The organism is Staphylococcus sp. TCBT05 (genome assembly GCF_055179755.1).
The window spans coordinates 853,159-878,735 of record NZ_JBUQDQ010000038.1 but is presented as its reverse complement, the minus strand read 5'-3'; the positions used below and the strand labels follow the sequence as shown (position 1 = coordinate 878,735).

21 protein-coding genes, 2 tRNA genes and 1 pseudogene are annotated in these 25,577 nt (G+C 32.4%); 17 read left to right on the top strand and 7 right to left on the bottom strand.

Annotation, left to right across the window (positions count from 1 at the left end; genetic code table 11):
• The first annotated feature begins 214 nt into the window (after window positions 1-214).
• Window positions 215-985: an enoyl-ACP reductase FabI gene (gene fabI, locus ACY191_RS11235; RefSeq protein ID WP_042739825.1), complete on the top strand. Its 771-nt coding sequence runs from the start codon at window positions 215-217 to the stop codon at window positions 983-985.
• Window positions 986-1,265: 280 nt separating this feature from the next.
• On the opposite strand, the gene cozEa is transcribed toward fabI, so the two are convergent.
• Window positions 1,266-2,351 (bottom strand): lipoteichoic acid biosynthesis protein CozEa, encoded by a 1,086-nt coding sequence (cozEa, locus tag ACY191_RS11230; protein WP_042739826.1) that lies wholly within the window; start codon window positions 2,349-2,351, stop codon window positions 1,266-1,268.
• Window positions 2,352-2,682: 331 nt separating this feature from the next.
• On the opposite strand from cozEa, the gene ACY191_RS11225 reads away from it, so the two are divergent.
• The 3 genes from ACY191_RS11225 (at window position 2,683) to ACY191_RS11215 (ending at window position 5,690) form a co-directional block, all read left to right on the top strand.
• Window positions 2,683-4,257, top strand: coding sequence for an alanine/glycine:cation symporter family protein (locus tag ACY191_RS11225; RefSeq protein ID WP_229367097.1), 1,575 nt, complete (start codon window positions 2,683-2,685; stop codon window positions 4,255-4,257).
• A gap of 91 nt (window positions 4,258-4,348) precedes the next feature.
• Window positions 4,349-5,095: an esterase family protein gene (locus tag ACY191_RS11220; RefSeq protein WP_042739828.1), complete on the top strand. Its 747-nt coding sequence runs from the start codon at window positions 4,349-4,351 to the stop codon at window positions 5,093-5,095.
• A gap of 85 nt (window positions 5,096-5,180) precedes the next feature.
• Complete coding sequence (locus ACY191_RS11215; RefSeq protein ID WP_042739829.1) at window positions 5,181-5,690, top strand: YjcG family protein; 510 nt, start codon at window positions 5,181-5,183, stop codon at window positions 5,688-5,690.
• Window positions 5,691-6,021: 331 nt separating this feature from the next.
• Here the strand turns inward: ACY191_RS11215 and ltaA are convergent, their stop codons facing one another.
• Both ltaA and ACY191_RS11205 read right to left on the bottom strand, forming a co-directional pair.
• The gene (gene ltaA, locus ACY191_RS11210; protein WP_042739830.1) at window positions 6,022-7,215 is read right to left on the bottom strand and encodes a lipoteichoic acid biosynthesis MFS flippase LtaA; all 1,194 of its coding nucleotides are present in this window, start codon (window positions 7,213-7,215) and stop codon (window positions 6,022-6,024) included.
• Entirely contained in the window at window positions 7,193-8,368 is a 1,176-nt protein-coding gene (locus tag ACY191_RS11205; protein WP_229367098.1) for a diglucosyl diacylglycerol synthase, read from the bottom strand. The genes ltaA and ACY191_RS11205 overlap by 23 nt, the downstream gene beginning before the upstream one ends.
• A 431-nt stretch (window positions 8,369-8,799) precedes the next feature.
• Between ACY191_RS11205 and ACY191_RS11200 the strand changes: the two genes are divergently transcribed.
• The 7 genes from ACY191_RS11200 to ACY191_RS11170 all read left to right on the top strand — a co-directional run bounded on the left by ACY191_RS11200 (window position 8,800) and on the right by ACY191_RS11170 (window position 18,879).
• The gene (locus ACY191_RS11200; RefSeq protein ID WP_042739832.1) at window positions 8,800-10,284 is read left to right on the top strand and encodes a UDP-N-acetylmuramoyl-L-alanyl-D-glutamate--L-lysine ligase; all 1,485 of its coding nucleotides are present in this window, start codon (window positions 8,800-8,802) and stop codon (window positions 10,282-10,284) included.
• Entirely contained in the window at window positions 10,274-10,513 is a 240-nt protein-coding gene (locus ACY191_RS11195; protein ID WP_042739833.1) for a YueH family protein, read from the top strand. Before ACY191_RS11200 ends, ACY191_RS11195 begins: the two co-directional genes overlap by 11 nt.
• Before the next feature lie 12 nt (window positions 10,514-10,525).
• Window positions 10,526-12,088, top strand: a complete 1,563-nt coding sequence (locus ACY191_RS11190; RefSeq protein WP_107512851.1) for a peptide chain release factor 3 — start codon at window positions 10,526-10,528, stop codon at window positions 12,086-12,088.
• Window positions 12,089-12,555: 467 nt separating this feature from the next.
• Window positions 12,556-13,350 carry a TerC family protein gene (locus tag ACY191_RS11185; RefSeq protein WP_042739835.1) on the top strand — a complete coding sequence of 265 codons (795 nt, stop codon included), beginning with the start codon at window positions 12,556-12,558 and terminating at the stop codon, window positions 13,348-13,350.
• 518 nt (window positions 13,351-13,868) lie between these two features.
• A complete protein-coding gene (locus ACY191_RS11180) occupies window positions 13,869-15,797 on the top strand; it encodes a S1C family serine protease (RefSeq protein ID WP_229367099.1) in 1,929 nt (642 codons plus the stop codon).
• 18 nt (window positions 15,798-15,815) lie between these two features.
• Window positions 15,816-17,174 carry a TrkH family potassium uptake protein gene (locus ACY191_RS11175; RefSeq protein ID WP_107591465.1) on the top strand — a complete coding sequence of 453 codons (1,359 nt, stop codon included), beginning with the start codon at window positions 15,816-15,818 and terminating at the stop codon, window positions 17,172-17,174.
• Between the two features lie 196 nt (window positions 17,175-17,370).
• The gene (locus ACY191_RS11170) at window positions 17,371-18,879 is read left to right on the top strand and encodes a bifunctional metallophosphatase/5'-nucleotidase (protein ID WP_042739838.1); all 1,509 of its coding nucleotides are present in this window, start codon (window positions 17,371-17,373) and stop codon (window positions 18,877-18,879) included.
• Window positions 18,880-18,981: 102 nt separating this feature from the next.
• Here ACY191_RS11170 and ACY191_RS11165 read toward each other — a convergent pair whose 3' ends face one another.
• On the bottom strand, window positions 18,982-19,584 hold the full coding sequence (locus tag ACY191_RS11165; RefSeq protein ID WP_042739839.1) for a CPBP family glutamic-type intramembrane protease: 603 nt from the start codon (window positions 19,582-19,584) through the stop codon (window positions 18,982-18,984).
• 5 nt (window positions 19,585-19,589) lie between these two features.
• Window positions 19,590-19,775, bottom strand: coding sequence for a YkvS family protein (locus ACY191_RS11160; protein WP_042739840.1), 186 nt, complete (start codon window positions 19,773-19,775; stop codon window positions 19,590-19,592).
• A gap of 199 nt (window positions 19,776-19,974) precedes the next feature.
• Between ACY191_RS11160 and ACY191_RS11155 the strand changes: the two genes are divergently transcribed.
• Window positions 19,975-20,964, top strand: coding sequence for a lipoate--protein ligase (locus tag ACY191_RS11155; protein WP_229367100.1), 990 nt, complete (start codon window positions 19,975-19,977; stop codon window positions 20,962-20,964).
• Between the two features lie 114 nt (window positions 20,965-21,078).
• Here the strand turns inward: ACY191_RS11155 and ACY191_RS11150 are convergent, their stop codons facing one another.
• Complete coding sequence (locus ACY191_RS11150) at window positions 21,079-21,297, bottom strand: IDEAL domain-containing protein (protein WP_042739842.1); 219 nt, start codon at window positions 21,295-21,297, stop codon at window positions 21,079-21,081.
• 248 nt (window positions 21,298-21,545) lie between these two features.
• On the opposite strand from ACY191_RS11150, the gene ACY191_RS11145 reads away from it, so the two are divergent.
• The 3 genes from ACY191_RS11145 to ACY191_RS11135 all read left to right on the top strand — a co-directional run bounded on the left by ACY191_RS11145 (window position 21,546) and on the right by ACY191_RS11135 (window position 22,428).
• Entirely contained in the window at window positions 21,546-22,109 is a 564-nt protein-coding gene (locus ACY191_RS11145; RefSeq protein ID WP_042739843.1) for a competence protein ComK, read from the top strand.
• Between the two features lie 154 nt (window positions 22,110-22,263).
• Window positions 22,264-22,338 (top strand) — tRNA-Asn (locus tag ACY191_RS11140).
• A 1-nt stretch (window position 22,339) separates the two neighbouring features.
• A tRNA-Ser gene (locus tag ACY191_RS11135) sits at window positions 22,340-22,428 on the top strand.
• Window positions 22,429-22,551: 123 nt separating this feature from the next.
• Here the strand turns inward: ACY191_RS11135 and ACY191_RS11130 are convergent.
• The gene (locus ACY191_RS11130) at window positions 22,552-23,688 is read right to left on the bottom strand and encodes a CapA family protein (RefSeq protein WP_229367101.1); all 1,137 of its coding nucleotides are present in this window, start codon (window positions 23,686-23,688) and stop codon (window positions 22,552-22,554) included.
• Window positions 23,689-23,970: 282 nt separating this feature from the next.
• On the opposite strand from ACY191_RS11130, the gene ACY191_RS11125 reads away from it, so the two are divergent.
• Entirely contained in the window at window positions 23,971-24,291 is a 321-nt protein-coding gene (locus ACY191_RS11125; protein ID WP_042739844.1) for an ArsR/SmtB family transcription factor, read from the top strand.
• A pseudogene (arsB, locus tag ACY191_RS11120) lies at window positions 24,288-25,576 on the top strand (arsenite efflux transporter membrane subunit ArsB). Before ACY191_RS11125 ends, arsB begins: the two are co-directional and overlap by 4 nt.
• Window position 25,577: the final 1 nt, after the last annotated feature.

Sequence of the window (25,577 nt, the reverse complement as noted above, 5' to 3'; positions counted from 1 at the left end):
TAGAAGACAATGGTCTAAAGCAATTGCTTTAGGTCATTGTTTTTTTATGTGGTGAAATAATTTAAGTATATCTAAGCACAATGTTAGTAAAATAAATTGTTCAAATAATATAACCAATGTTAAAATAAAGAGTATTGAAATTGGTATCGAGTGGGCACCATTATTCATTATCTCGAACCAGTTTAAATTGAATATTTTCAAAAGGAGTTATATCATGTTTAATTTAGAAAATAAAACATATGTTATTATGGGTATCGCTAATAAGCGTAGTATTGGTTTTGGTGTAGCTAAAGTATTAGATCAACTTGGTGCGAAATTAGTATTTACATATCGAAAAGAACGTAGCCGTAAAGAGTTAGAAAAGCTTGTTGATCAATTAAATCAAAAAGAACATCATATCTTCCAAATTGATGTTCAAAATGATGAAGATGTTATTAATGGTTTCTCAAAAATTGGTGATGAAGTAGGTCATATTGATGGCGTGTATCACTCAATTGCATTTGCTAATATGGAAGACTTACGTGGTCGTTTCACTGAAACATCTCGTGACGGTTTCTTATTAGCACAAGACATCAGTTCATATTCATTAACAATTGTTGCACGTGAAGCTAAGAAATTGATGCCTGAAGGTGGTAGTATCGTTGCTACAACTTACTTAGGTGGCGAATTTGCAGTACAAAATTACAACGTTATGGGTGTAGCTAAAGCAAGTTTAGAAGCTAACGTACGTTATTTAGCATTAGACTTAGGTGAAGATAACATCCGAGTAAATGCCATTTCTGCAGGTCCAATTCGTACGTTAAGTGCTAAAGGCGTTGGCGGATTTAACACAATTTTAAAAGAAATTGAAGAACGCGCACCATTAAAACGTAACGTAGATCAAGAAGAAGTTGGTAAAACAGCTGCATATCTATTAAGTGATTTATCTAGCGGTGTAACGGGTGAAAATATTCATGTCGATAGCGGATTCCACTGTATTAAATAATATATAAGATTGAACAATAAAAAACTACTACTGAAGTGTTGTTACTTTGGTAGTAGTTTTTTATGCTTAATTTGATACAGTAAAGAATTTCATAGAATAGATTGAGTTACAGTCAAAGGTTGAATATATAAAATTAATAGAATATTTTTATTAGTGGATATATCGATTGTCATCATAGTCTAAAAATCTAAAAAAATAGAGAGCTAATCCGTATTGAATCATACGGGTTAGCTCTCTTATTTAATATTAAAGCTTTATTACTTAATGATTTAGCATAATGTTAATCTTTGACATCACTGTTTGCTTTATCGATGATTTGTTGTCTATAGTTATAAATATTTCTGACTATCGTTTTAATCACTGCGTAAAGTGGTACGGCTACAAGGATTAAAGTGAAGCCACCTAAATTACCTGCAGCAAGGATTACTACAATGATTGTGAGTGGATGAATGTTTAATGATTTCCCCATAACATTTGGTGTAATAACATTACCTTCTAACTGTTGAGCAATTAATGTAATAATACAAACCCAAATAAATGTTGCAGGACTTTGGATGATAGCAATAATAGCTGCTGGTGCAAATGCCATCCATGGTCCTAAGAAAGGAATCATATTAGCAATACAAGCAAACATAACTAATAGTAATGTGTAATTTAAACCAACAATTGTGTAACCGATGTATAAAATGATTCCTAAGATAATACTTACGGTAACTTGACCTTGGATATAAGATTTCAGTGTGTTATCTAAATCTTTTAACAATTCTACAACAAAAATCTTTCTATTAGATTTAAATAATTTTGCGATAAATGGAATGAATTTCTCGTGATCTTTTAACATATAGATTAAGAAAAACGGTACCATTATGAGTAAGAATAATGTAGAAATGAATGACGTAATATAAGTGAATGAGTTTGAAAGGATATCTGCAACGCTATCACTCATATTTTGTACCATTTTATTGATTCGATCAGTCACATCTGATGGTAGTCTCTCCATCTGATCAAGAGAGAAATTAATAATATGTTGTACCTCATGTTGTAACGTAGGAATTTGATTAATTAAATTCTCTATTTGCTCCATTAATAATGGACCAACGATACCTACAATAATACTAATAATAATGATTAAACCAATAAAGATGATTAAAATGCTTCCCCATCGAGGGACTTTGTATTTTTCCAATAACTTTTGAAATGGTAAACAAACATAGAATAGAAATCCACTCAGTAAGAAAGGAATCAATACTGACTGAATAATCACAATAAATGGAGTAAAGACGCTATGGACTTCCATTGCTAGTTTAATAAGTAGAAACAGGATTAATAGCGCGATACCTGTTCTAAACCATACCTTATTTAGCATGGGGCAGTTCCTCCTAAATTTAACTTTAATTGAAGTACTTTTCAGTATATATCATAAATAGAGAGAACAAAAGATAAAACTTAATGGTAAATAAAGAAGATAAGCTACAGTATAGTCTTTATTTAAAGATTTAATTATATTTACTTCAACGTTTCTTTATAGCAGTATTACGTTAACACTATAATACGATAAAATGATTATAAATTAGTGTTTATTAACTTTATAGATAATTAAAAAATAACTTTAGAAATTCATTGCGAGGAACTTTTTGCACGTGTATAATGAGTAAAAATATATCATTTTACATATTGTACAATAAGGGGGATACATTATGTTCGAAAGTTTTCTTACTTGGATTTATGATATTGTGTGGAGCAAGCCATTAGTTTACGGATTATTATTAACGGGGATTATTTTTTCTTTGATGATGCGCTTTTTCCAAGTGCGTCACTTTAAGGAAATGATTAGATTGATGTTTCATGGTGAGAAATCACCAACGGGTATTTCAAGTTTCCAAGCGATTGCATTATCACTAGCTGGACGTGTCGGAACAGGTAACATCGTTGGGGTATCGACAGCTATATTTATAGGTGGTCCAGGTGCAGTGTTTTGGATGTGGGCTACGGCGTTCTTAGGTGCGAGTAGTGCATTTATTGAATCAACGTTAGGTCAAATTTATAAACGCGAAGAAAAGGGCCAATACCGTGGAGGTCCAGCATTTTATATTGAATCAGGGATTAAGGGGAAAATGGGCAAAATATATGGTTTAATATTTGCTGTTGTAACGGTTGTATCCGTTGGTTTACTTTTACCGGGTGTACAATCCAATGCAATAGCTAGTTCGATGAAGAATGCATTTAATATCCAACCTTGGATTATAGCTATCGTGCTTGCAATTATTTTAGGTCTCATTATATTTGGTGGAATAAAATGGATTGCGAATGCAGCAACAGCAATCGTACCTTTTATGGCAATAGCTTATATTTTAATGGCAGTTATTATTATCTTTTTAAACATAGAGCAAGTTCCAGCGTTATTTGCACTTATCTTTAAATCAGCATTTGGTTTACAAGCAGCATTTGGTGGAATTTTTGGAGCAATGATTGAAATTGGTGTTAAAAGGGGACTTTATTCTAACGAAGCTGGTCAAGGTACTGGCCCACATGCGGCAGCAGCTGCGGAAGTATCGCATCCAGCTAAACAAGGATTAGTTCAGGCATTCTCAGTATATGTTGATACATTATTTGTATGTACAGCTACTGCATTAATTATTTTGTTATCTGGTACGTATAATGTATCTAGTAATAATGGTGAGACAACAGATAAGTCTAATTTAATTAAAGATAATGGTATTTTTGTTGAAATGTCTAATGGAGATAAGGATTACTCAGGAACTGCAATGTATGCACAAGCTGGTATCGATAAAGCATTCCAAGGTGGTAGTTATCACTTCGATCCAGCATTTTCAGGTATAGGTTCATATTTTATTGCTTGTGCATTGTTCTTCTTTGCATTTACGACAATTTTGGCATATTACTATATTGCTGAAACTAATATTTCATATTTAACTAGAAAGCGTTCAAAAAACTTTAGTTTCTTCTGGATTAATGTCACAAGAATTGTACTGATTGTTGCAACGATTTATGGTGCAGTTAAGACGGCAGATATTGCATGGATGATGGGGGATTTAGGTGTCGGAATGATGGCATGGTTGAATATCATTGCGATTTGGATATTGCATAAACCTGCTATCAATGCACTTAAAGACTATGAACAACAGAAAAAACAACTGGGTTCAGGCAAAATGGCAATTTATAAACCTGACCCTAAAAAGTTACCGCAAGCTACATTTTGGTTGCATGATTATCCGAAACGCTTGAAAGAAGAAGAGAATATTAAGTCATAGAACTAATACTAATAAAATATAAAGCGAATTATTTTAAAAAATTGCGTCTCTTGGTACAATGTCATTAAGACAACTAGGGGGCGCTTAATTTATGTATGAATTTCAACCGGGAAACATTAATAAAATAGAATTTCCAAGTGAAATATTAGAAAGAGATGTCACGTTATCGATTTATTTACCTAAGGACTTTACTGAACTTTTTAAATATAAGGTTGTATTTTGTTTTGATGGTTTGGACTTTTTTAGTTTTGGTAGAATTCATCGAACATATGAGCAATTAAGAGCAGAAAATAAAGTTGAACGTGCTATATTTGTTGGTTTTCATTATGAAGATGTGGACAAACGCCGTGCTGAATTTCATCCACAAGGTGCTAGAACGCCATTAACTGTGAAAGCTGTTGCAAATGAAATATTGCCATTTATAGATCGAACATTTCCGACATTTAAAGTGGGTAATAGTCGCATATTATTAGGCGATAGTTTAGCTGGAAGTGTCGCATTAATGACTGCATTATCGTATCCTAGGGTATTTAGTCAAGTAGGTATGTTAAGTCCGCAACATGATGAGGTTATAACTACAATGTTTGACCGTTGTCAATTTCAAGAACAGCTTACTATATGGCACATTGTAGGGCTTGAGGAAGATGATTTTGAATTACCAACAACTGGTAAGCGAGCTGATTTTTTAACGCCGAACCGTGAATTAAATCAACTTATTGCAACATCTGGTGTTACATATCATTATTTCGAATTCGATGGCGGCCATAGATGGAAATCGTGGAAGCATTACTTAGACGATTTACTAATTTATTTTTTATCAGATAATATTTCTTTTTAATTATCTGAAGTAAATTTAGTTTAAAGTAACGAATTTTTAGAAAATTTGATATAATGAAAGTATGTTAAACAAAGGAGGAATTTAAATGATTTTAGGATTGGCATTAATTCCGTCGAAAGCATTTCAAGATGAGGTAAATGCATATCGTAAACGTTATGATAACCATTATGCGACAATTATGCCGCATATTACGATTAAGGGGCAATTTGAAATAGACGATAGTGAATTAGAGTCTGTAAAGGATGTCATTAAATCTAGACTTGAAGGTATTCCAGCTGTAGAGGTACATGCTACAAAGGCATCTAGTTTTGCTCCTACAACGAATGTCATTTATTTTAAAGTACAAAAAACAGAAGCGCTTGAAAAATTATTCAATCAGTTTAATAAAGGCGATTTTTATGGTGTAGCAGATCATCCATTTGTGCCTCACTTTACGATTGCTCAAGGACTTACAAGCCAAGAATTTGAAGATATTTACGGTCAATTAAAACTTGCGGGAATTGATTATAAAGAAACGATTGAACAACTTTCTTTAGTTTATTATGAGGAAAAAGAAGAAAAATGGAAGTTACTAGAAAGCTTTAATTTAGCTTAATCTAAAGCCCATTAATTGTTAATCAACGTTTACTTGTTATATTTAGGAATTAAAAATAGTACCAGTTAATATATTATGGTGCTCAATGACTGATGGTCTCTATTGTTATATAGATAGGGGCCATCTTTTTTTGATTTTATTCAATAATTAAAATCAAAATATTGAAAGTAGAAGTATAATCCATTTTCGAAAATTAGATTTTCGAAGTAAATACAATTAATAAATGGAGCGAATAACAATATGTAAGTTATTAATATAAAAAATAGAGTTAATCCGCAATATGCGAACTAACTCTTATGTGGAAAATGGATTGTGATAATCCAAGCTATATTTAATCACGCTGTGCTTTTCTAACTTTAATAAAGTAAACACCATAGAAAATGGCTAGGAATAAAAAGACGAACGCTGAGAAATAAAATGTGTTATTAACAGATTTAGTGAATTCTGTAATCAATCCACCGACAATTGGACCAATCATAGAGCCGAAACCTTGAATACTATTAAATACACCCCATGTTTCCTCTTGTTCTTCTTGATGAATGTGACTTGCCATAAATGTATTCCAAGCTGGTAACAATAAACCATACATTAAACCAATAAATACTGCTAAAATCCATACAAGGTAAATATTTGTAATTAAAGATAGTGCAAATATCATCAATGTATAAAGTAAAAATCCACCAAAGATCATGCTATACATAAATTTGTGTCCATTATTATCAATAATCTTTGATAAAAACAACATTGAAAATGCACAAGCAATACCACCAAAGACGATAGCTAAAGTATATTCAACAGTAGAAACGCCTACCACTTTAGTTGCATATGTAGGTAAGATTGGTACTAACGCCGTAATTGACGCACCTTGTAATAAAATACCAGGAAATAGTAGTAAATGTCTCTTGGTTACATTTACAATTTGACCAACTTGTTGCTTTACTGGACGCGTATTATAGTTTGTTAATCTGATTTTTACAAAATAATATAGAATCCAAGCGATTAATACGACAAATGACATTAAAAAGGCGAATTGTGTAGGGTGGAATTTAAATATAATATTCATTCCAACCATTCCGACAAGTAAACCTAATAACCATGAAAAGTATACATAACCCATCTGTTTACCGCGATGGTTCTCATCTACACTAGCCAACATAATCACCCAGATTGGACTGACCGCAATACCGAGTAAAACAGCACTAAGTATTAATACAATTGGAGCAGTAGGGAACCATATAACTAAGAATAAGCTGACAAAGGCTAATAAAAAGCCTAGTGTTAATACGAGCTTTGCACCTAAACGCTTTAAGAGAAATCCTATCACAAAATTGGTTGCAGCATCAGCAATAAAATGAATAGAAATAGCAGTAGATGTTATACCTACCGCTATTGACGTTGCTGTTGGTAACAGCGATAGGTAACTTAACACGTACATACCTCTCGCAAATTCCATCAAAAATAGAATGATTAACATAATTATGAAATTTTTAGAAATGCCATTTTTATTTAACGAAGAGCTTTGCATATAAAGGAACCTTTCCGTAAACATCCTCATAACGAGATGAATGGTCAATTAAGTCTAATAAATCTATACATAATTTATACGTAGAATAAGGTATACGTGAATCATTCATTGCTTGCGACATTGAAGCTAAAGCTGTAGGTGTATTAGTTAAAGCTGCAACTTGTTTAATCGCTTCTTCGGGTGTTTCTGCAATGCGGCCGTATCCCTTTTGCTCAAAGTAGAGTGCATTCTCTAGTTCTTGACCTGGTGCTGGATTTAAGAAAATCATTGGAATTTGTCGTGTTAATGCTTCAGAAATCGTAATGCCACCTGGCTTAGTAATCATAAGTTGACTCGAAGCCATCCATTCATTCATATGTTTGGTATAACCAAGAATTAAAACATTATCATAATCTTTAAATATTGCTGATAATGAACGTTTAAGTTCTTTACTCTTACCACAAATCATCACGACTTGTGAATGAGGACTGCTTTCAAGTATTTCTTGAATCATTTGATCAAAACCTTTAGATACACCAAATGCACCTGCCGACATTAAGATTGTTGGTTTATCTGGATCTAAGTTGTTCTGACGTAACCAAGTTGCTTTATCAATATCTTGTTCAAATTTATCTGAAATCGGAATACCTGTAACTTTAATTTGTTCTCTTGGAACACCAATATCCATAAATTCACTCTTCAACTCATCTGTTGCTACGTAGTATCTTTGTGAATGTGGGGTAATCCAGTTCTTCTGTAAGCGATAGTCAGTCATAACAGTTGCGATAGGAATATTCATATCGAATTGTTCTGTGAGTACTGACATGACTGGTGTAGGAAAAGTTAATAAGATTAAATCAGGTTTTTCCTTTAATAACAGGTTAATCAATTTATTTAGTCCATAATACTTATAGAAACATTTATCTATTTGGTCTGGGCGACTATAGTAAAATGCCTTGTACATTTTTCTGAAATATTTAAAGCTATTAATGTACCATTTCTTACATATAGAAGTCAGAATTGGGTGAGCTTCTAAAAATAAATCGTGTTCAATAACAGTTAAATTGTCTAGATTCATTTCATTAAATTGATTTACGACACTTTGCGTCACCTGTAAATGACCATTACCAAATGAGCCAGTAATAATCAATATTTTTTTATTTTGAGTAACCATTAATAGCCACCCTCCAATAGTATAATTTATCTCATGCTAAGTTTAACGCATTTTTTTATCATGCGAAAGAAAAAACACAATAATTAAAGATTATATCATTTTACTTTACGATATGAAATAATTCATACTGAATCATGAGTTTATATAGCATAGAAATTATATTGTTTTATACATTACCCATACCACTAAAGTGAGATTATATGCCATGTATAAGTGGAATTAAGAAATATTATAAGAAAAATTAACATGGATAACATACAAAGTTAATATTATTAGTATATCGTACAAATTCAATCTATAGAATCAATTGAATATTGTGAACGATAATTATTAGCATTATATTTTAACTTTAAGAGAGTAACTATTAGATTCTATAAAATAAAACGAAAATGTGTATAATAGTAGTATTGGAAATAAAGGAGCGATTAAAGTTGGACGCGAATGTGTTATTTGAAAAAATTAAAGTAAAACAAGTCAAAGGAACATTAAATAGAGCGGTAGATGATATTACTACAGATTCAAGAACTGCAACAACAGGTAGTATATTTGTAGCTTCCAAGGGTTATACAGTCGATAGTCATAAATTTTGTCAAGATGTTGTTGATAATGGCTGCCAAATTGTTGTGGTAAATAGAACTTTAGATTTATCAGGTGATGTAACACAAGTGGTAGTTCCAGATACGTTAAGAGTTGCAAGTTTATTGGTTAATTTATTGTATCAATATCCAAGTAAGCAACTTGTTACCTATGGTGTGACGGGTACAAATGGTAAGACTTCTATAGCAACAATGATTCATCATATTTATAGAAAGCTTGGAAAAAATAGTGCTTATTTAGGTACCAATGGCTTTCAAATTAATGAAGATAAAACGAAAGGTGCAAATACGACTCCCGAAACTGTTGCACTAACAAAAAAGATAAACGAAGCGGTTGAAAAAAGTGCTGAAGCAATGACTTTAGAAGTTTCAAGTCATGGATTATCACTTGGACGTTTAAGTGGTGTAGATTTTGATGTTGCTATCTTTTCAAATTTAACACAAGATCATTTAGACTTTCACGGTACGATGGAAGCATATGGTCATGCTAAATCTTTATTATTTAGTCAATTAGGTGAGGATTTATCCAGAGAAAAATTTGCAATCTTGAATAATGATGATACATTCTCAGATTATTTGAGAACTGTAACACCATTTGAAACATTTACTTATGGTATTGAAAATGATGCACAGTTTAAAGCACAAAATATTATCGAATCATTACAAGGTGTGACTTTTGACTTTGTAACACCTGAGGGAACTAAAGTTGTAAAATCACCATATGTGGGTCGCTTTAATGTTTCAAATATTATGGCTGCAATTATCGCTGTATGGAGTAAAGGTATTGCGATGCAAGACATTATTGAAGCAGTTGAAAATTTAGAACCTGTTGAAGGTCGTTTAGAAGTTCTAGATCCAGAACTACCAATTGATTTAATCATTGATTATGCACATACAGCTGATGGTATGGATAAATTAATTGATGCTGTTAAACCATTTGCTAAGCAAAGATTAATCTTTTTATGTGGCATGGCCGGTGAACGAGATATGACAAAGACACCAGAAATGGGCCGTGTTGCTTGCCGTGCTGATTATGTCATCTTCACACCGGATAATCCAGCAAACGATGACCCTAAAAAATTAACCGCTGAGTTAGCAAAGGGCGCAACACACAATAATTATATTGAATTTGAAGACAGAGCAGAAGGTATTCGACATGCGATTGAAATTGCAGAACCAGGTGACACAGTAGTACTAGCATCTAAAGGACGTGAACCATATCAAATTATGCCTGGACATGTTAAAGTACCACATCGTGATGATTTAATTGGTTTAGAAGCAGCGTATAAAAAATTTGGTGGTGGACCTGTTGAAGGTTAAAAATATACAATATAATGACATAAAATCACATGTCTATATATATGATAATAAAGTCGGGCAATGTTACATGATTGCGTTGCCTGATTTAAATTGGTCTCTAGAGATAGATATGTCTTTAAATGAGGATGAATTAAAGGAAGAAATTGTGATACACTTATTTACGTTATTAGATGAGGAGACGGCGAGTCGTATTGCTGATGACCTTATTCAATGGATAATTGAGAATTAAAGGAGATTATAAATGAGTATTAAGGAAGAAGTTGAATCAAGAAAAACCTTTGCAATCATTTCTCATCCAGATGCTGGTAAAACAACGTTGACTGAGAAATTATTGTTATTCGGTGGCGCGATTAGAGAAGCTGGAACAGTTAAAGGTAAAAAAAGTGGGAAGTTTGCAACAAGTGACTGGATGAAAGTAGAGCAAGAACGTGGAATTTCGGTAACAAGTTCAGTAATGCAATTTGACTATGATCATTACAAGATTAATATCTTAGATACACCTGGTCACGAAGATTTTTCAGAAGATACGTACAGAACACTTATGGCAGTAGATAGCGCAGTCATGGTAATTGACTGTGCGAAAGGGATTGAGCCACAAACGCTAAAGTTATTTAAAGTTTGTAAAATGCGTGGTATTCCTATTTTTACTTTTATCAATAAATTAGACCGTGTCGGTAAAGAACCATTTGAATTACTAGACGAAATTGAATCTACATTAAATATTGAAACATATCCAATGAATTGGCCTGTGGGAATGGGGCAAAACTTCTTTGGTATTATCGATCGTGAATCACGTACAATTGAACCATTTAGAGATGAAGAAAATATTTTACATTTAAATGATGATTATGAATTAGAAGAAGCACATTCAATTACTCAAGATAGTGCCTTCGAACAAGCGATTGAAGAGTTGATGTTAGTCGAAGAAGCAGGAGAAACATTCGATAATGAAGCATTATTAAAAGGAGACTTAACACCGGTATTCTTTGGCTCAGCTTTGGCTAATTTCGGTGTTCAAAATTTCTTGAATGCTTATGTAGATCATGCACCTATGCCAAATGCACGTCAAACAAACGAAGATGTTGAAGTAAGTCCATTTGATAAAGATTTTGCAGGATTTATCTTCAAAATCCAAGCTAATATGGATCCAAAACACCGTGATAGAATTGCGTTTATGCGAGTAGTAAGTGGTGCGTTTGAACGTGGTATGGATGTTACATTACAGAGAACGAAGAAAAAACAAAAGATAACGCGTTCAACTTCATTTATGGCTGATGATAAAGAAACAGTAAACCATGCTGTTGCAGGAGATATTATCGGTTTGTATGATACTGGTAACTACCAAATCGGAGATACTATTGTGGGCGGCAATCAAAAATTCAGCTTCCAAGACTTACCACAATTTACACCTGAATTATTTATGAAAGTTTCGGCGAAAAATGTCATGAAGCAGAAGCACTTCCATAAGGGAATTGAGCAGTTAGTTCAAGAAGGTGCGATACAATACTATAAAGCATTACACACTAATCAAATTATTATAGGTGCTGTTGGTCAATTGCAATTTGAAGTTTTCGAACATCGATTGAAGAATGAATATAATGTTGATGTTGTAATGGAACCAGTTGGTCAGAAGATTGCACGTTGGATTGAAAATGAAGATGCCATCAAAGATAATATGAGTACTTCTCGTTCAATTTTAGTAAAAGACATTTATGATAATTTTGTATTTTTATTTGAAAATGAATTTGCAACTAGATGGTTTGAAGAAAAGTTCCCAGATGTAAAATTATATAGTTTGTTATAATTCTAAAATTTGTGTATAATACGTTTATCAATAGAATACCTATGACTTTGTGGTCAGAGGGGAGTAACTCAACTGTTATATTTAAACAGCTTAATTAATGATATTTCGTCTATTATTGGTGCATATTGTTAACCTGTTTATAAATAGAGTCATCTTATCGTCATTACGAAGATGATTGGTTTAGCATCGAACCGTAACTCATTCAGTTATTGGTATAATGTCGTAGATATATGTTATGGATAAATGAGCATGTATCATATAAACGACTGTATAATGTTAAGTCAGTTTAATTTTCCGGTAAGGTGGGCAACAGCTGTTGTCGAGTGAGACCTTTGCTATAAGTGAAATCGTTTTTATTTTTTGTGCTATTTTTTATTTTAAAATAAACAATTAATATCTTGGGATTTGCACTGACTTAGCTTAGGTCTCTATTTTTATGCTTAAATTTAAAAGGGAGTTGTACAAAGATGGATGCGAGTTTGATTTTACAATATTCGTGGGTATTAATCGTATTAGTCTTCTTAGAAGGCTTGTTGGCTGCGGATAATGCCGTAGTTATGGCTGTGATGGTAAAGCATTTACCGCCTGAACAAAGAAAGAAAGCATTATTTTATGGTTTATTAGGTGCATTGATTTTCCGTTTTATTTCATTATTCTTAATCAGTATTATTGCTCACTTCTGGTGGATACAAGCACTAGGCGCAATTTACTTAATCTACATGTCAATTAAGAATTTAGTCGCCTTCTTTAAAGCTAAAGATAGTCACGAACAAGAAGGTGGCGACGATCATCATTATGATGAAGATGGTGAGGAAAAGAAAGCCAGTCCAAAGGAATTCTGGGGTACAGTACTTAAAGTTGAATTTGCTGATATTGCCTTTGCGATTGATTCGATGTTAGCAGCCCTTGCAATTGCTGTTACATTACCAAAGGTTGGTATTCATTTTGGCGGGCTTGATTTAGGTCAATTCATCGTTATGTTCTTAGGTGGTATGATCGGTGTTGTAATTATGAGATTTGCAGCATCATGGTTTGTTAACTTGTTGAATAAATATCCTGGTTTAGAAGGTGCTGCCTTTGCCATCGTAGGCTGGGTAGGTATTAAATTAGTTATCATGGTCTTATCACATCCTGATATAAAAATCTTGCCAGAAGAGTTTCCACATACAGCATTATGGCAATCTATTTTCTGGAGTGTCATGATTCTATTGGTAATTATCGGTTGGTTAACTTCATTAAGAAAAAACAAAAAAAATAACTAATATAATAATGGTGGATATAGAGTATCGCACTAGTAAAGTGTCAACCCAAGAGATGTATTCTTTTGGGTTGTTTTTTTATTAATAACTAGTTTGTTGGGAAACTTAGGACAATATTTTGTAACAATCATCATATACTTTGTATAGAGGTCTCTAAATTTTATATGTTGTACATAGGCGTTTCTCAATAATATACAATCGATACAATTTATGACAAATACACAAGAATATAGCCGTGGATTTTATAAATAGAATTCACAATGTTAGATTTATCTATAGTTGGAGTATCCAGGATGAAATTTTATAAAAATAATACATAATTAGATGAACAAAGTGGTAAGCATGTAGGGTATAGAAATTAACGTTATTTTTAAAATTATGTTCACTTAGTTAGAAAATTATGCCGAAAGTGATTATAATCAAATTAAATCTACTTTTATAAAACAAAATAAAGAAGAAATATTAATTTTAATATGGCATAATAGAAAGATAAGGTATATGTAGTTTTAGGGGGAATTATGATGGCGAACAATAAAAAACATGTCATCCCAAAAGCCAAATATGGTCGGAAAAGAAGGGAATACTTTCACAATGAAGAGCGGGAACAACGTCTTCAACAAGAACGGCAAGAGCAAAAGGAACAGGCAGCGAAGGAACAAAAGCTTGCCAAAAATAATGAAGAGCGCGTGAAAGATAATTTAAGGAAAGCAAGAATTGAGAAGTTAACTCAAGAAGAAATTCAGCAACAACAAGCAATAGCAGCTGCTAAGCAGAATGAAACTCAAGCTGACGCAAAGGATATAGATATGCCTTCAAAGCAGGAAGAAGATGCAAAAAATAAATCTTCTGAGCAACTAGCATCAGAGTCTAAAGCGCAGTCTTCAAATGAGAAACAGCAGAAATTAAGAACTGATAAAAATATTCATGACGGAAAGACGAATAAAAATCCTAAAGAAGAACATTTAATGTCAAATGGAAATCAACAACCACATCATTCTAAAGCTCAATATAATGATGCAGAGCGTGATGGTAAAGAAAAGGATCAACCAGAGACAACTGCACATGATAAAACAACACATGATAAAACAACAACTAATAAAGCAAAAACTGATTATACAACAACAGATAATAAAAAAGAAAGTGCAGCTATTGCTACAGATAAACAGCAAGATTATTTCTATTCGGAAGAAGCACAAAAACATCGCGTGAATAAATATGTTGATGATGAGAAAGACTATCGTTACAATTCAGCTCAAAATACATCACAAAGAGATGAAGGCAAACAACATCAGAATGCGTCAACAAAGATTAAACATTTCTTTAAAACATATTGGGCTCAAATATTAATTGTAGTTGCAGTTATACTTGTACTTACATTAATAAATGCAATATTCTATAATGTTGATCAAAGTGGTAAGACGAAAGATAGTATATTCCAAAGTAATAAAGATGATAATAAAACTTATACAGCAACAATGAAAAATGCCAATAATGCAATTCATTCGGTAGTAACAGTAGATAACGATACATCAAGTGGAGACTCATCTGCAGATAAGGAAACACAGGAAGCGGATAAACAAAATGAACTTGGTTCAGGTGTCGTCTACAAAAAAGTGGACGACTCTATTTATGTTTTAACCAATGCGCATGTTGTTGGAAATAAAAAAGAGCAAAAAATTACATATGGTAATGATAAGATTACAATTGGTAAAGTAATCGGTTCTGATAAATTTTCAGATATTGCAGTAATCAAAGCAAAAGTGAAGGGTAATCAAGATGTAAAACCGATGAAATTGGGTGATTCAAGTACACTTGTACTAGGTGAACCTATTATTGTTGTCGGCAATCCACTAGGAAATGACTTTAAAGGTAGTGTATCTGATGGTATTATATCCGGGTTAAATAGACATGTTCCGGTAGATATTGATAAAGACAATCAATATGACGTGCTGATGAATGCATTTCAAATGGACGCTCCGGTTAACCCTGGTAATTCAGGTGGGGCTGTTATTGATAGAAATGGGAAACTTGTTGGTATTGCATCGTTAAAAATAGATATGGATAATGTGGAAGGTATGGCCTTTGCAATTCCAATTAATGATGCACAATCTATCGCAAAGCAATTGGAAACTAAAGGTAAGGTGAACTATCCAAATACGGGTGTTAAAATTGTAAATGTTGCAGATCTTGATGATGCTGCTCGTTCTACAATAAACTTGCCAAATGATGTAAATAAGGGTATAGTCGTAGCCGATATTAAAAAAGATTCTCTTGGTGATAAATCTGGCTTGCAAAAAAATGATGTCATAGTAGAATTAGATGGTAAAGATGTTGAAGATAATCTAAGATATAGACAGATCATTTTTGCGCATAAAGATGATTTAAAGACATTGCCAGCAAAAATATATAGAGATGGTAAGGTTAAAGATATCAACATTAAATTGAAATAACGTTGGGGTGAATATAGATTGTCCATTTTCAATCAATTATTAAAGAAATCTAGCCCACAACAAGGGATTGTATTATATTATCTTGTTGCGATTATCGTAGCGTTCTTATTGCTTAATTTGCCATTTGTTCATAAACCGGGCGTACATGTCGACCCGGTTGATTCTTTATTTGTGGCCGTATCGGGCGTTAGTGTTACAGGGCTTACACCAATCAATATTGCTGATACATATAGTACATTTGGACAAATCATCATTATGATTATATTAAATATTGGTGGTATTGGTGTCATGGCAATTGGTACAATGCTATGGGTTGTGTTGGGCAAACATATTGGTATGCGCGAGCGTAGATTAATCATGTTAGATAATAATAAAGATACAATGAGTGGTACAGTTAAGCTGATTTTAGAAATTGTGAAAACAATCTTAATGATTGAGCTTATTGGTGCAGCATTGTTAACTTTTTATTTTTATCGAGATACACCTGATTTACAATATGCCATCATGCAAGGTGTGTTTGTTGCTGTTTCAGCAACTACTAATGGCGGATTAGATATTACGGGTCAATCTTTGATTCCTTATGCTAGTGATTACTTTGTGCAAACTATAGTGATGTTTTTAATTGTATTGGGTTCTATAGGTTTTCCTGTGTTATTAGAAGTTAAAGCATATATAAAAAACAGAATTCCAAACTTTAGATTTTCACTTTTTGCAAAGATAACAACAGTTACTTATTTGGCATTATTTGTCTTTGGAACGATTATTATCTTGTTATTAGAACATAATCATTCATTTAACCATATGTCATGGCATAAGTCATTATTCTACGCACTGTTTCAATCTGCATCCACAAGAAGTGCAGGTTTGCAAACTATAGATGTCAGTCAATTTGGTGAAGGTACGAACGTAATTATGAGTATTCTGATGTTTATTGGTTCTTCTCCAAGTTCAGTAGGTGGGGGAATAAGAACCACAACATTTGCGATATTGATACTATTTTTACTTAACTTTAGTAATACTGCGGAACGTACATCAATAAAGGCATTTAATAGAGAGATTCATGCTACAGATGTTCAACGATCATTTGCAGTTTTTACAATGGCTTCAATATTAACCTTTACGAGCATGATTGTTATACTAGTAGTGGAAAATGGAAAACTAAGTTTTTTACAAGCATTCTTTGAGGTCATGTCAGCCTTTGGTACTTGTGGTTTATCATTAGGAATAACTGGTGATGTGAGTAGTACGACGAAGCTGATATTAATGTTATTGATGTTTATCGGTCGTGTCGGTTTGATAAGCTTCATCATTATGATTGGTGGCCGAAGAGAACCCGATAAATTCCATTATCCAAAGGAACGCGTTCAAATCGGATAGATACGTTAATTTATATTCAGTTTAAATATTGATAGGATAGGCATAACGGTATTAGAATTATTTCTAATGAAAACGTTGTGTCTATCTTTTTTATTGCTTAAAATAATAAGCATATTAGAAAATTTTTATTAGTGTTGTAATTAGTGTCAACAAAAAATATATCATGTTAAACTGTTGTTAATGAGGAGAGAGGCTTATGAAACAAAGTGAAAAAATAGCGATTGATGTTATCACAACTTCAGATATGCACAGTCATTTCCTTAATGGCGATAATGGCTCGAATATCTATCGAGCAGGCACATATGTAAATAAAGTAAGAAATGAAAACAAGCATGTTATTTTATTAGATAGTGGCGGCAGTTTGGCAGGATCATTAGGTGCATTTTATTATGCTTTGGTAGCTCCTTATAAAAGGCATCCAATGATTAAATTGATGAATGCAATGCAATATGATGCGAGTGGAATTAGTCCCAATGAATTCAAATTTGGACTGTCCTTTTTCTCGAGATCTATTGCGTTGTCTAGATTTCCATGGTTATCAGCAAATATCGAATACCAACAAACACGCGAGCCATATTTTTCAACCCCTTATACAATTAAACAAATAGAAGGGGTTAAGATAGCCATAGTCGGTTTAACTTCAGACGGATTGATGGAACGCGAGCATTTTGAAATGGAAGAAGACGTTCAGATAGAGAAAACATTACTTTCTTCTAAACGCTGGATTCGTTATATTCATGAGACGGAAATGCCAGACTTTCTTATTGTTATTTATCATGGTGGCTTGAATCAATTGAATAAGTCCGGTAAAGAACGCGAAGAAAAGGTAAATGAAGCGGAAAAAATCATGCAAACGCTTGGTGTTATTGATTTACTTATTACAGGGCACCAACATCAAACCTTTATAGGTAGAGATGATCAAACACTTTATGTACAAGCAGGACAAAATGCAGAGCAATTAATTCATGTGAATATTAATTTTAAAAAACGCACAAGTTCGTATGAATTGGAAAATGTTGACTCACATATTGTCGATTTAAATGAGTACGAAGAAGATGAACATTTATTGCATTTAACACATTATGACCGTAAAGCTGTTGAATATTGGTCAACAGAGACGCTAACCAATCAAGGGGTAAATGTCACTGTTGATGGTTTGGCCGATGTTATATGTAAACCACACAAATTTACGCAACTACTACATGATAGTATTAGATTGAAATATAATTATGATATTTCCTGTGTTCATTTACCTACAAATGGAGAAAGTGGCTTAACAGAAAGTGTGACAAATGGCTCCTTGTATTATGCATATCCTCACCCAGATGTACCAGTAGATTTAACATTAAAAGGTCAGCATATTAAAGATATACTTGAATATGGATATTCACATATTGAATTTAGCGATGGAAAATTGAGCCTGACTATTATTGATGAAACGCTTTGTACATTTTGGCAAGGCGTAGATTATACTATAGATATGAACGCAAAACCTTTTGATAGGGTTACGTTAAATAATATTAAATTGGATCATGTCTATAGAGTAAGTATGACAGACTATTGTTATAGAAATTACCGACAATATTTAGAAAATGCCGTTATACATGATACAGGTGATGTTACTATGTTTGAGTTAATATCAAAAAATTTAAAAGATGAAACATATACCATTAAACAACAGCAAACATTTAATGTCCTCACATAACGAAAGCAGCTAGGCATTGGGTAACATAAAATGTTTGAGAATACAAAAAAGCAGGTTACTATGCATTAGAGCGGTAACCTGCTTTTTATCTTAATTATTAAACTATGCGTGGAATAATAGAAGAATTACAACAGCAACAATTTGAGCTACTACAGACGTTGCAATTCTTCGTGTATAAAGATAACTTATTGAAAGAACGATTTGAACTAAGAATACGAAAAATACAATCCACATCTTATCTAGATAGAAAAATAATGAAGCCGAACATAATGCCGAAATAATTACACCTATCCAGCCTGGGATATTTAATTTAAGTAATTCCTTTTGCAAAACCGTTCTCATATAAAGTTCATGACACGGTATAACAAAAACTAATGTTACTAACATTTGCCATTTAAAATATACACCAGTTCTTGTCAATTCTTTAATTAATTCTGAGTACTTCAAATCAGCAACCATTGCCGATGTAATAAGCTGTATGAGAATGAGTACCACACCAACTAATATCCCTATACCTAGTGATGTAAGGAGGCGCTTGGATTCAATATCTCTTTGGTAAAAAACATAACTTATGCCTGCAATTAACATAATGCCTGTGTACAGATACCAATATACTTGCTTTTCACCCCACATAACATACAAGATGACGTGAAAGATAATAAAGCTTATTACAAACCATATTAAAGCTTTTGACATTTTATTCATTGAGCTTAACCTTCTTGTTCAACGATTTTGTATCGTTTATGATTAATGACAGTCTTCTCTGGCAAGTCTAGATCATTGAAGTTCTCCATAATTGTTAGATCAACAATTACTGAATTATCATTAATTTTTTCTACGCGGCCTTTTAATCCGTCATAAAATTCTACTATATTTCCAACTTCTGCAACAGTCATCTTTAATCCTCCCTAGAAATGCTAACTAGATAGTATTATACAAAAAAATCATCTACAAATAAACAAAAAACCATTAAATTGCATGTTCATAAAGTGATTTTAAATTTATTTGAAATTTTGGAGTGAATGATTGGCATTTTAAGTGAAAATGTAGCATAAATATTATAAGGGCGTATTTATGGGAAAAGGAGTGGAACAAATGAAATTTATTAGCAACAATGACATCACAGATCCAACACTTAATTTAGCAATGGAAGAGTATGTTTTGAAACAAATGCCCAATGATGATAGCTATTTTTTATTTTATGTAAATAGACCATCTATTATAATTGGTAAAAATCAAAATACAATCGAAGAGGTCAATCAACCATACATTGATGAACATGGTATAGATGTGGTGCGACGAATTTCTGGTGGGGGCGCTGTATATCATGATACGGGCAATTTAAACTTTAGTTTTATCACAGATGATGATGGCAATAGTTTCCATAATTTTAAAAAGTTCACAGAACCAATTGTTGAAGCCTTAAAAAGTTTAGGCGTTGAGGCTGAACTTAGTGGAAGAAATGATATACAAGTAGGGAATGCAAAAATTTCGGGAAATGCAATGGTCAAGGTGAAAGAACGTATGTTTAGCCATGGTACACTTATTTTAAATAGTGAACTGGATGAAGTACAAAATGCCTTAAGAGTAAATCCAGCAAAAATCAAATCTAAAGGAATTAAATCTGTCCGCAGTAGAGTAGCTAATATTGTTGAATTTTTAGATGAACCTATTGATATTGATACCTTCAAAGAAATTATTTTAAAAACAATTTTCGGTGAAACAAATCAAGTTGAAGAATATAAACTAACTGATGAAGATTGGGCGAATATTGAACAATTAAGCAATGAAAAATATCGCACTTGGGATTGGAATTATGGCAAGAATCCAAAATATAACTTTGAGCGTGAGGAAAAATTTGAAAAAGGTTTTGTTCAAATTAAGCTAGATGTTAAAAAAGGTAGAATTGAACATGCGAGAATATTCGGTGATTTCTTTGGTGAAGGTGATATAACAGAATTAGAAGCAGCTCTAGAAGGCACTTTACATGATTTTAATAGTATAGAAGAAGCGTTAGCTGATTACGATATACACCATTACTTTGGTGCAATTGATAGAAACGAATTAATTAGATTAATGTCTTAATAATTGAACAAATAATTCATACAAATGAATATTTAAAATACGAAAAGGTCTATCCACCGACAATATCAACTGATAAGTAGGGATAGACCTTATTTTAAATGGCAATCGATTAAATTATCCAACGAGAAATTCCTCCAAGTTTTTGTATTCATCTGTATAGCGTTTGAAATCATTCTCGTTTTTATTTTTTAGAGCATCGTCTATTAAATGTTCTAACTCATGCTTACGAACGTTACGTAGTGATTCATCAATTATTAGTTCGATACCCAAATCATTGATAGTAGATACAAAGGACTCTAATGTATTATATTTAACATGTGTGTTATGTTTCATTTTAACCACTGCCTTTCTATATATTTACATGTAGTATACAGTTTTTTTATATTGAAATCAACAAATATTCTGACTATTCCGAAAAAATAAGTGTAAAATGCAACTTTCAAAAAATAAAAAATGGCAAAAACTTTTTTACGAAATTTAAGTTGATGGTAATTAAGAAGGAATTTTATATTATTTTATTGATTTTAAATTCTTAATGTTATATTATTTGCTTATCACCAAAGCGTAAGGAGGCATCAATTATGAATTTGCATTATGTAATTAAAAAAGGTGATATGGCATTGCAACCTTGTAATGTGTCATTTGGTTTGTTAGAAGGTACCCGGGTGTTTAAATATAAGGATGAATGTACAGTAATCAAAGATCGAACACCTAAAATTATTGATCGGTCATGTAGGTTTTACGGTAGTAGTTATAATTTTAAAAAAGAGGATACAATGCGAATTACAGGCATTAGTAGTAAACCGCCACTTCTATTTACTCCATTATTTCCCACTTATTTTTTCCCAACTCACTCTGATAGAAAAGACGAAAACACATGGATTAACATTCACTATGTTGAACAAATAAAGCCACTAAAGGATAAAAAATGTAAAGTTATCTTTGTAGATGATCAAACGATAACAGTTAATATCTCTGCTCACAGTATGCATCATCAATACTTGAATGGTATATATTATTACTACATGATGGATAGAGCAGCTAGAGTAGCTACATTTGATCCTGATTCCCCAATTGATTATACAAAACCACAATTAAATATTTATGAAGCATTAGCCAAATACTCTTTATTCGAGCACAAATAGCTAACGAAAATGAATTTTAAATGTAAAAGATAAAGTATGTGGAATATTATATTAAATTAGTGTAAATATTCCGCATATTTTTTTAACATTTATACTTGAAAAATCTGCTGTTATTGATATAATTATATTTGTGCTTGATAAGAGAATACATTAATCCACAGTAGCTCAGTGGTAGAGCTATCGGCTGTTAACCGATCGGTCGTAGGTTCGAGTCCTACCTGTGGAGCCATGGAAACGTACTCAAGTTGGCTGAAGAGGCGCCCCTGCTAAGGGTGTAGGTCGCGAGAGCGGCGCGAGGGTTCGAATCCCTCCGTTTCCGTACATAGAGAATTCCCGTTAAGTTAACGTAATTAAACGTTGATTTAACGGGTTTTTTGTTGTGTTTGGATAAATATCGTTAATAGAGATAATTAACTTTCACGCTAACAATACGTTCATAATGCTAATAGCTGTTATTGTCTAAAAAACGTTTATCAATAACATTTGTCGTAATTTGTTGTAATTGTGATTTAGAGATATTAGCATTTCTTTGATATTGCAAACCATGTTGATTAGCTAATTTATTAGGATAATCATTTAACATATAAACTTTGAAGTGATGCCTACTGTCATCATTATATGGAGCAGTCATTTCATAATGATTAACGATTGAGCGCCATTTTACGTCGGAGATTTTGGTGTCGTTATGATTATTTGCAATTTTAAATTGAATACTGCCTCCTAAATGATTACTTTCAGTCCCTGTTTCTTGGCCATTTAAGAAGTTGCCAAGAGAATAAGCGACTAATGTCTTATGGTTTTGGGTACCTTTAACCCATTCAACAGGTTGTATTACATGTGGATGCATACCTATAACGACGTCGACATTTTGTTTGGCTAAAAATTTAGCATATTCCTTTTGTTTTTTACTTGGCTTGTGGCTGCCTTCCTTACCCCAATGCATAGAAATGACAATAAAATCACTATGTTGTTTTGCTTTTTTTATATCTCTTTTGATTTGTTTCTTGTTAATATATTTTATTTGATAGGGCAATTTGGGTGTTAAATTATTTGTGCCAAATGTATAACTTAACATGGATACTTTAGTATTTTTGATGTTTATGGTAGGTGTTTTATTATAATCGTCCTTACTTTTAAACATACCAGTGAATAGTGCTTTATCTTGGTATTTATGCCATGTTGATAAACTGTTATTGATACCACTAGTGCCTTGATCTAAGGAATGGTTGTTTGAACCATTAATGAGATTAAATCCAGTATCAATTACAGCTTTTGCGACTACAGAAGGGGTATTAAATCTTTTAAAACCTGAAAATGGGCGATCATCTCCACCTAGAGGTGATTCTTGATTAATATATGCAAGGTCTTTGTCTTGTATGTAAGGAGCAATAGGTCGGTACATTTTTTGGAAATTATATGAATCTTTTCCGTTATTAGCATCTTGATAGACAACTGGATGTATTAAATTATCACCTACAGCTATAAAATCAATTTGTTGTCGTTGATGATTGATTAACAAGCTGATAAACATCCAACAAGTTATTACGAATATCAGAATGTATGTAAATATTCCTTTCATCGTGTCACTCCTATAATTGTGAATAATAGCTATTTGCATTGATACCATAATCTATCTGTTAATTAATAAAATTACTTATATAAATCAAGCAGTTATTGAATTTGAATCACAATTTAATGTTGTTAAAATACATTACCCTTTAAATTAAGAAATATAATAATTAGGTGACTTTTTTATTAAAAATAATTTTAATATCAGTTCTAGTGATCTATTAATTTAAAAAGTATATAGACAGATATCTATATAGATGATAATCTATATAGAAGTATGGAGGTGCTATGATTGGCATATCAAAAAATTGCAAGGCTGTTAAAGGTATTAGCAGATCCAAATAGACTCGAGATATTAGATTTATTATCATGTGATGAGCTTTGTGCACATGATTTATTAGGGCATTTTCAATTTTCTCAACCTACATTGAGTCATCATATGAAGGCGTTATTAGATTCTGAACTAATAACAATGCGTAAACTAGGCAATAAACGGATGTATCAATTAAATCATAAATTGATGACTGAAGTGACTGAGCATTTGGATAATATAAACACGAATCATGTACGTTGTATTTGTAATGATATCGATAAAGGTGAGTGTAGTTCATGACTGTGTTTGCAATTGTCTTGTTTTTAGTGACTTTATTTTTTGTAATTTGGCAACCTAAAGGTTTAGATATTGGTATTACGGCAATGGTCGGCGCAATAATTGCCATTATAACAGGTGTAGTGAGTTTCTCAGATGTATTTGAGGTGACTGGAATTGTTTGGAATGCGACGTTAACTTTTGTCGCAGTAATATTAATTTCTCTAATACTTGATGAAATAGGTTTCTTTGAATGGGCAGCGTTACATATGGTCCGGGCATCGAATGGTAATGGTCTAAAGATGTTTATTTATATAATGGTATTAGGGGCGGTCGTCGCAGCATTTTTCGCTAATGATGGGGCAGCGTTGATATTAACACCGATTGTGTTAGCAATGGTTCGGACACTAGGTTTTAATAAAAAAGTTATATTCCCATTTATTATCGCTAGTGGTTTCATCGCAGATACTACATCGTTACCACTGATAGTAAGTAATTTAGTGAATATAGTATCGGCGGATTATTTTGATATTGGTTTTGTGGAATACATGGCACGAATGATAATCCCAAATTGCTTTGCATTGATAGCAAGTATCATCGTTCTGTGGTTATATTTTAACAAATCAATTCCAAATTCATTTGAAACGAAACATATTGCAGAACCTGTAACGGTAATAAAAGATATGAAATTATTTAAATTTTCATGGGTTGTCTGATTATATTATTGATTGGTTATTTAATAAGTGAATTTATTCAAATACCAGTTTCAATTATAGCTGGTGTGTGTGCTTTATTATTTATATTATTAGCCAGACGTTCAGCTGCAGTGAATACTGCGACGGTAATTAAGGGAGCACCTTGGAATATCGTTGTTTTTTCAGTAGGAATGTATTTAGTAGTATATGGTTTGAAAAATGTTGGCATAACAACGTTATTAAGTAGTTTGTTAAATGATATTGCTCATTATGGCTTATTTGGTAGTGTAATGGGAATGGGCTTTATTTCTGCAATACTTTCATCTGTTATGAATAATTTGCCAACGGTACTGATTGATGCTATTGCGATAGGGCAATCAAATGTAACAGGAGTGTTAAAGGATGGCATGATATATGCAAATGTCATTGGTTCTGACTTAGGTCCAAAGATTACGCCTATTGGTTCTTTGGCTACATTGCTTTGGTTACATGTATTATCACAAAAAGGTGTCAAAATATCTTGGGGAACATATTTTAAAACAGGTATTGTAATAACAATCCCAGTATTGTTTTTTACGTTATTAGGATTATATTTAACACTTATTATATTTTAAA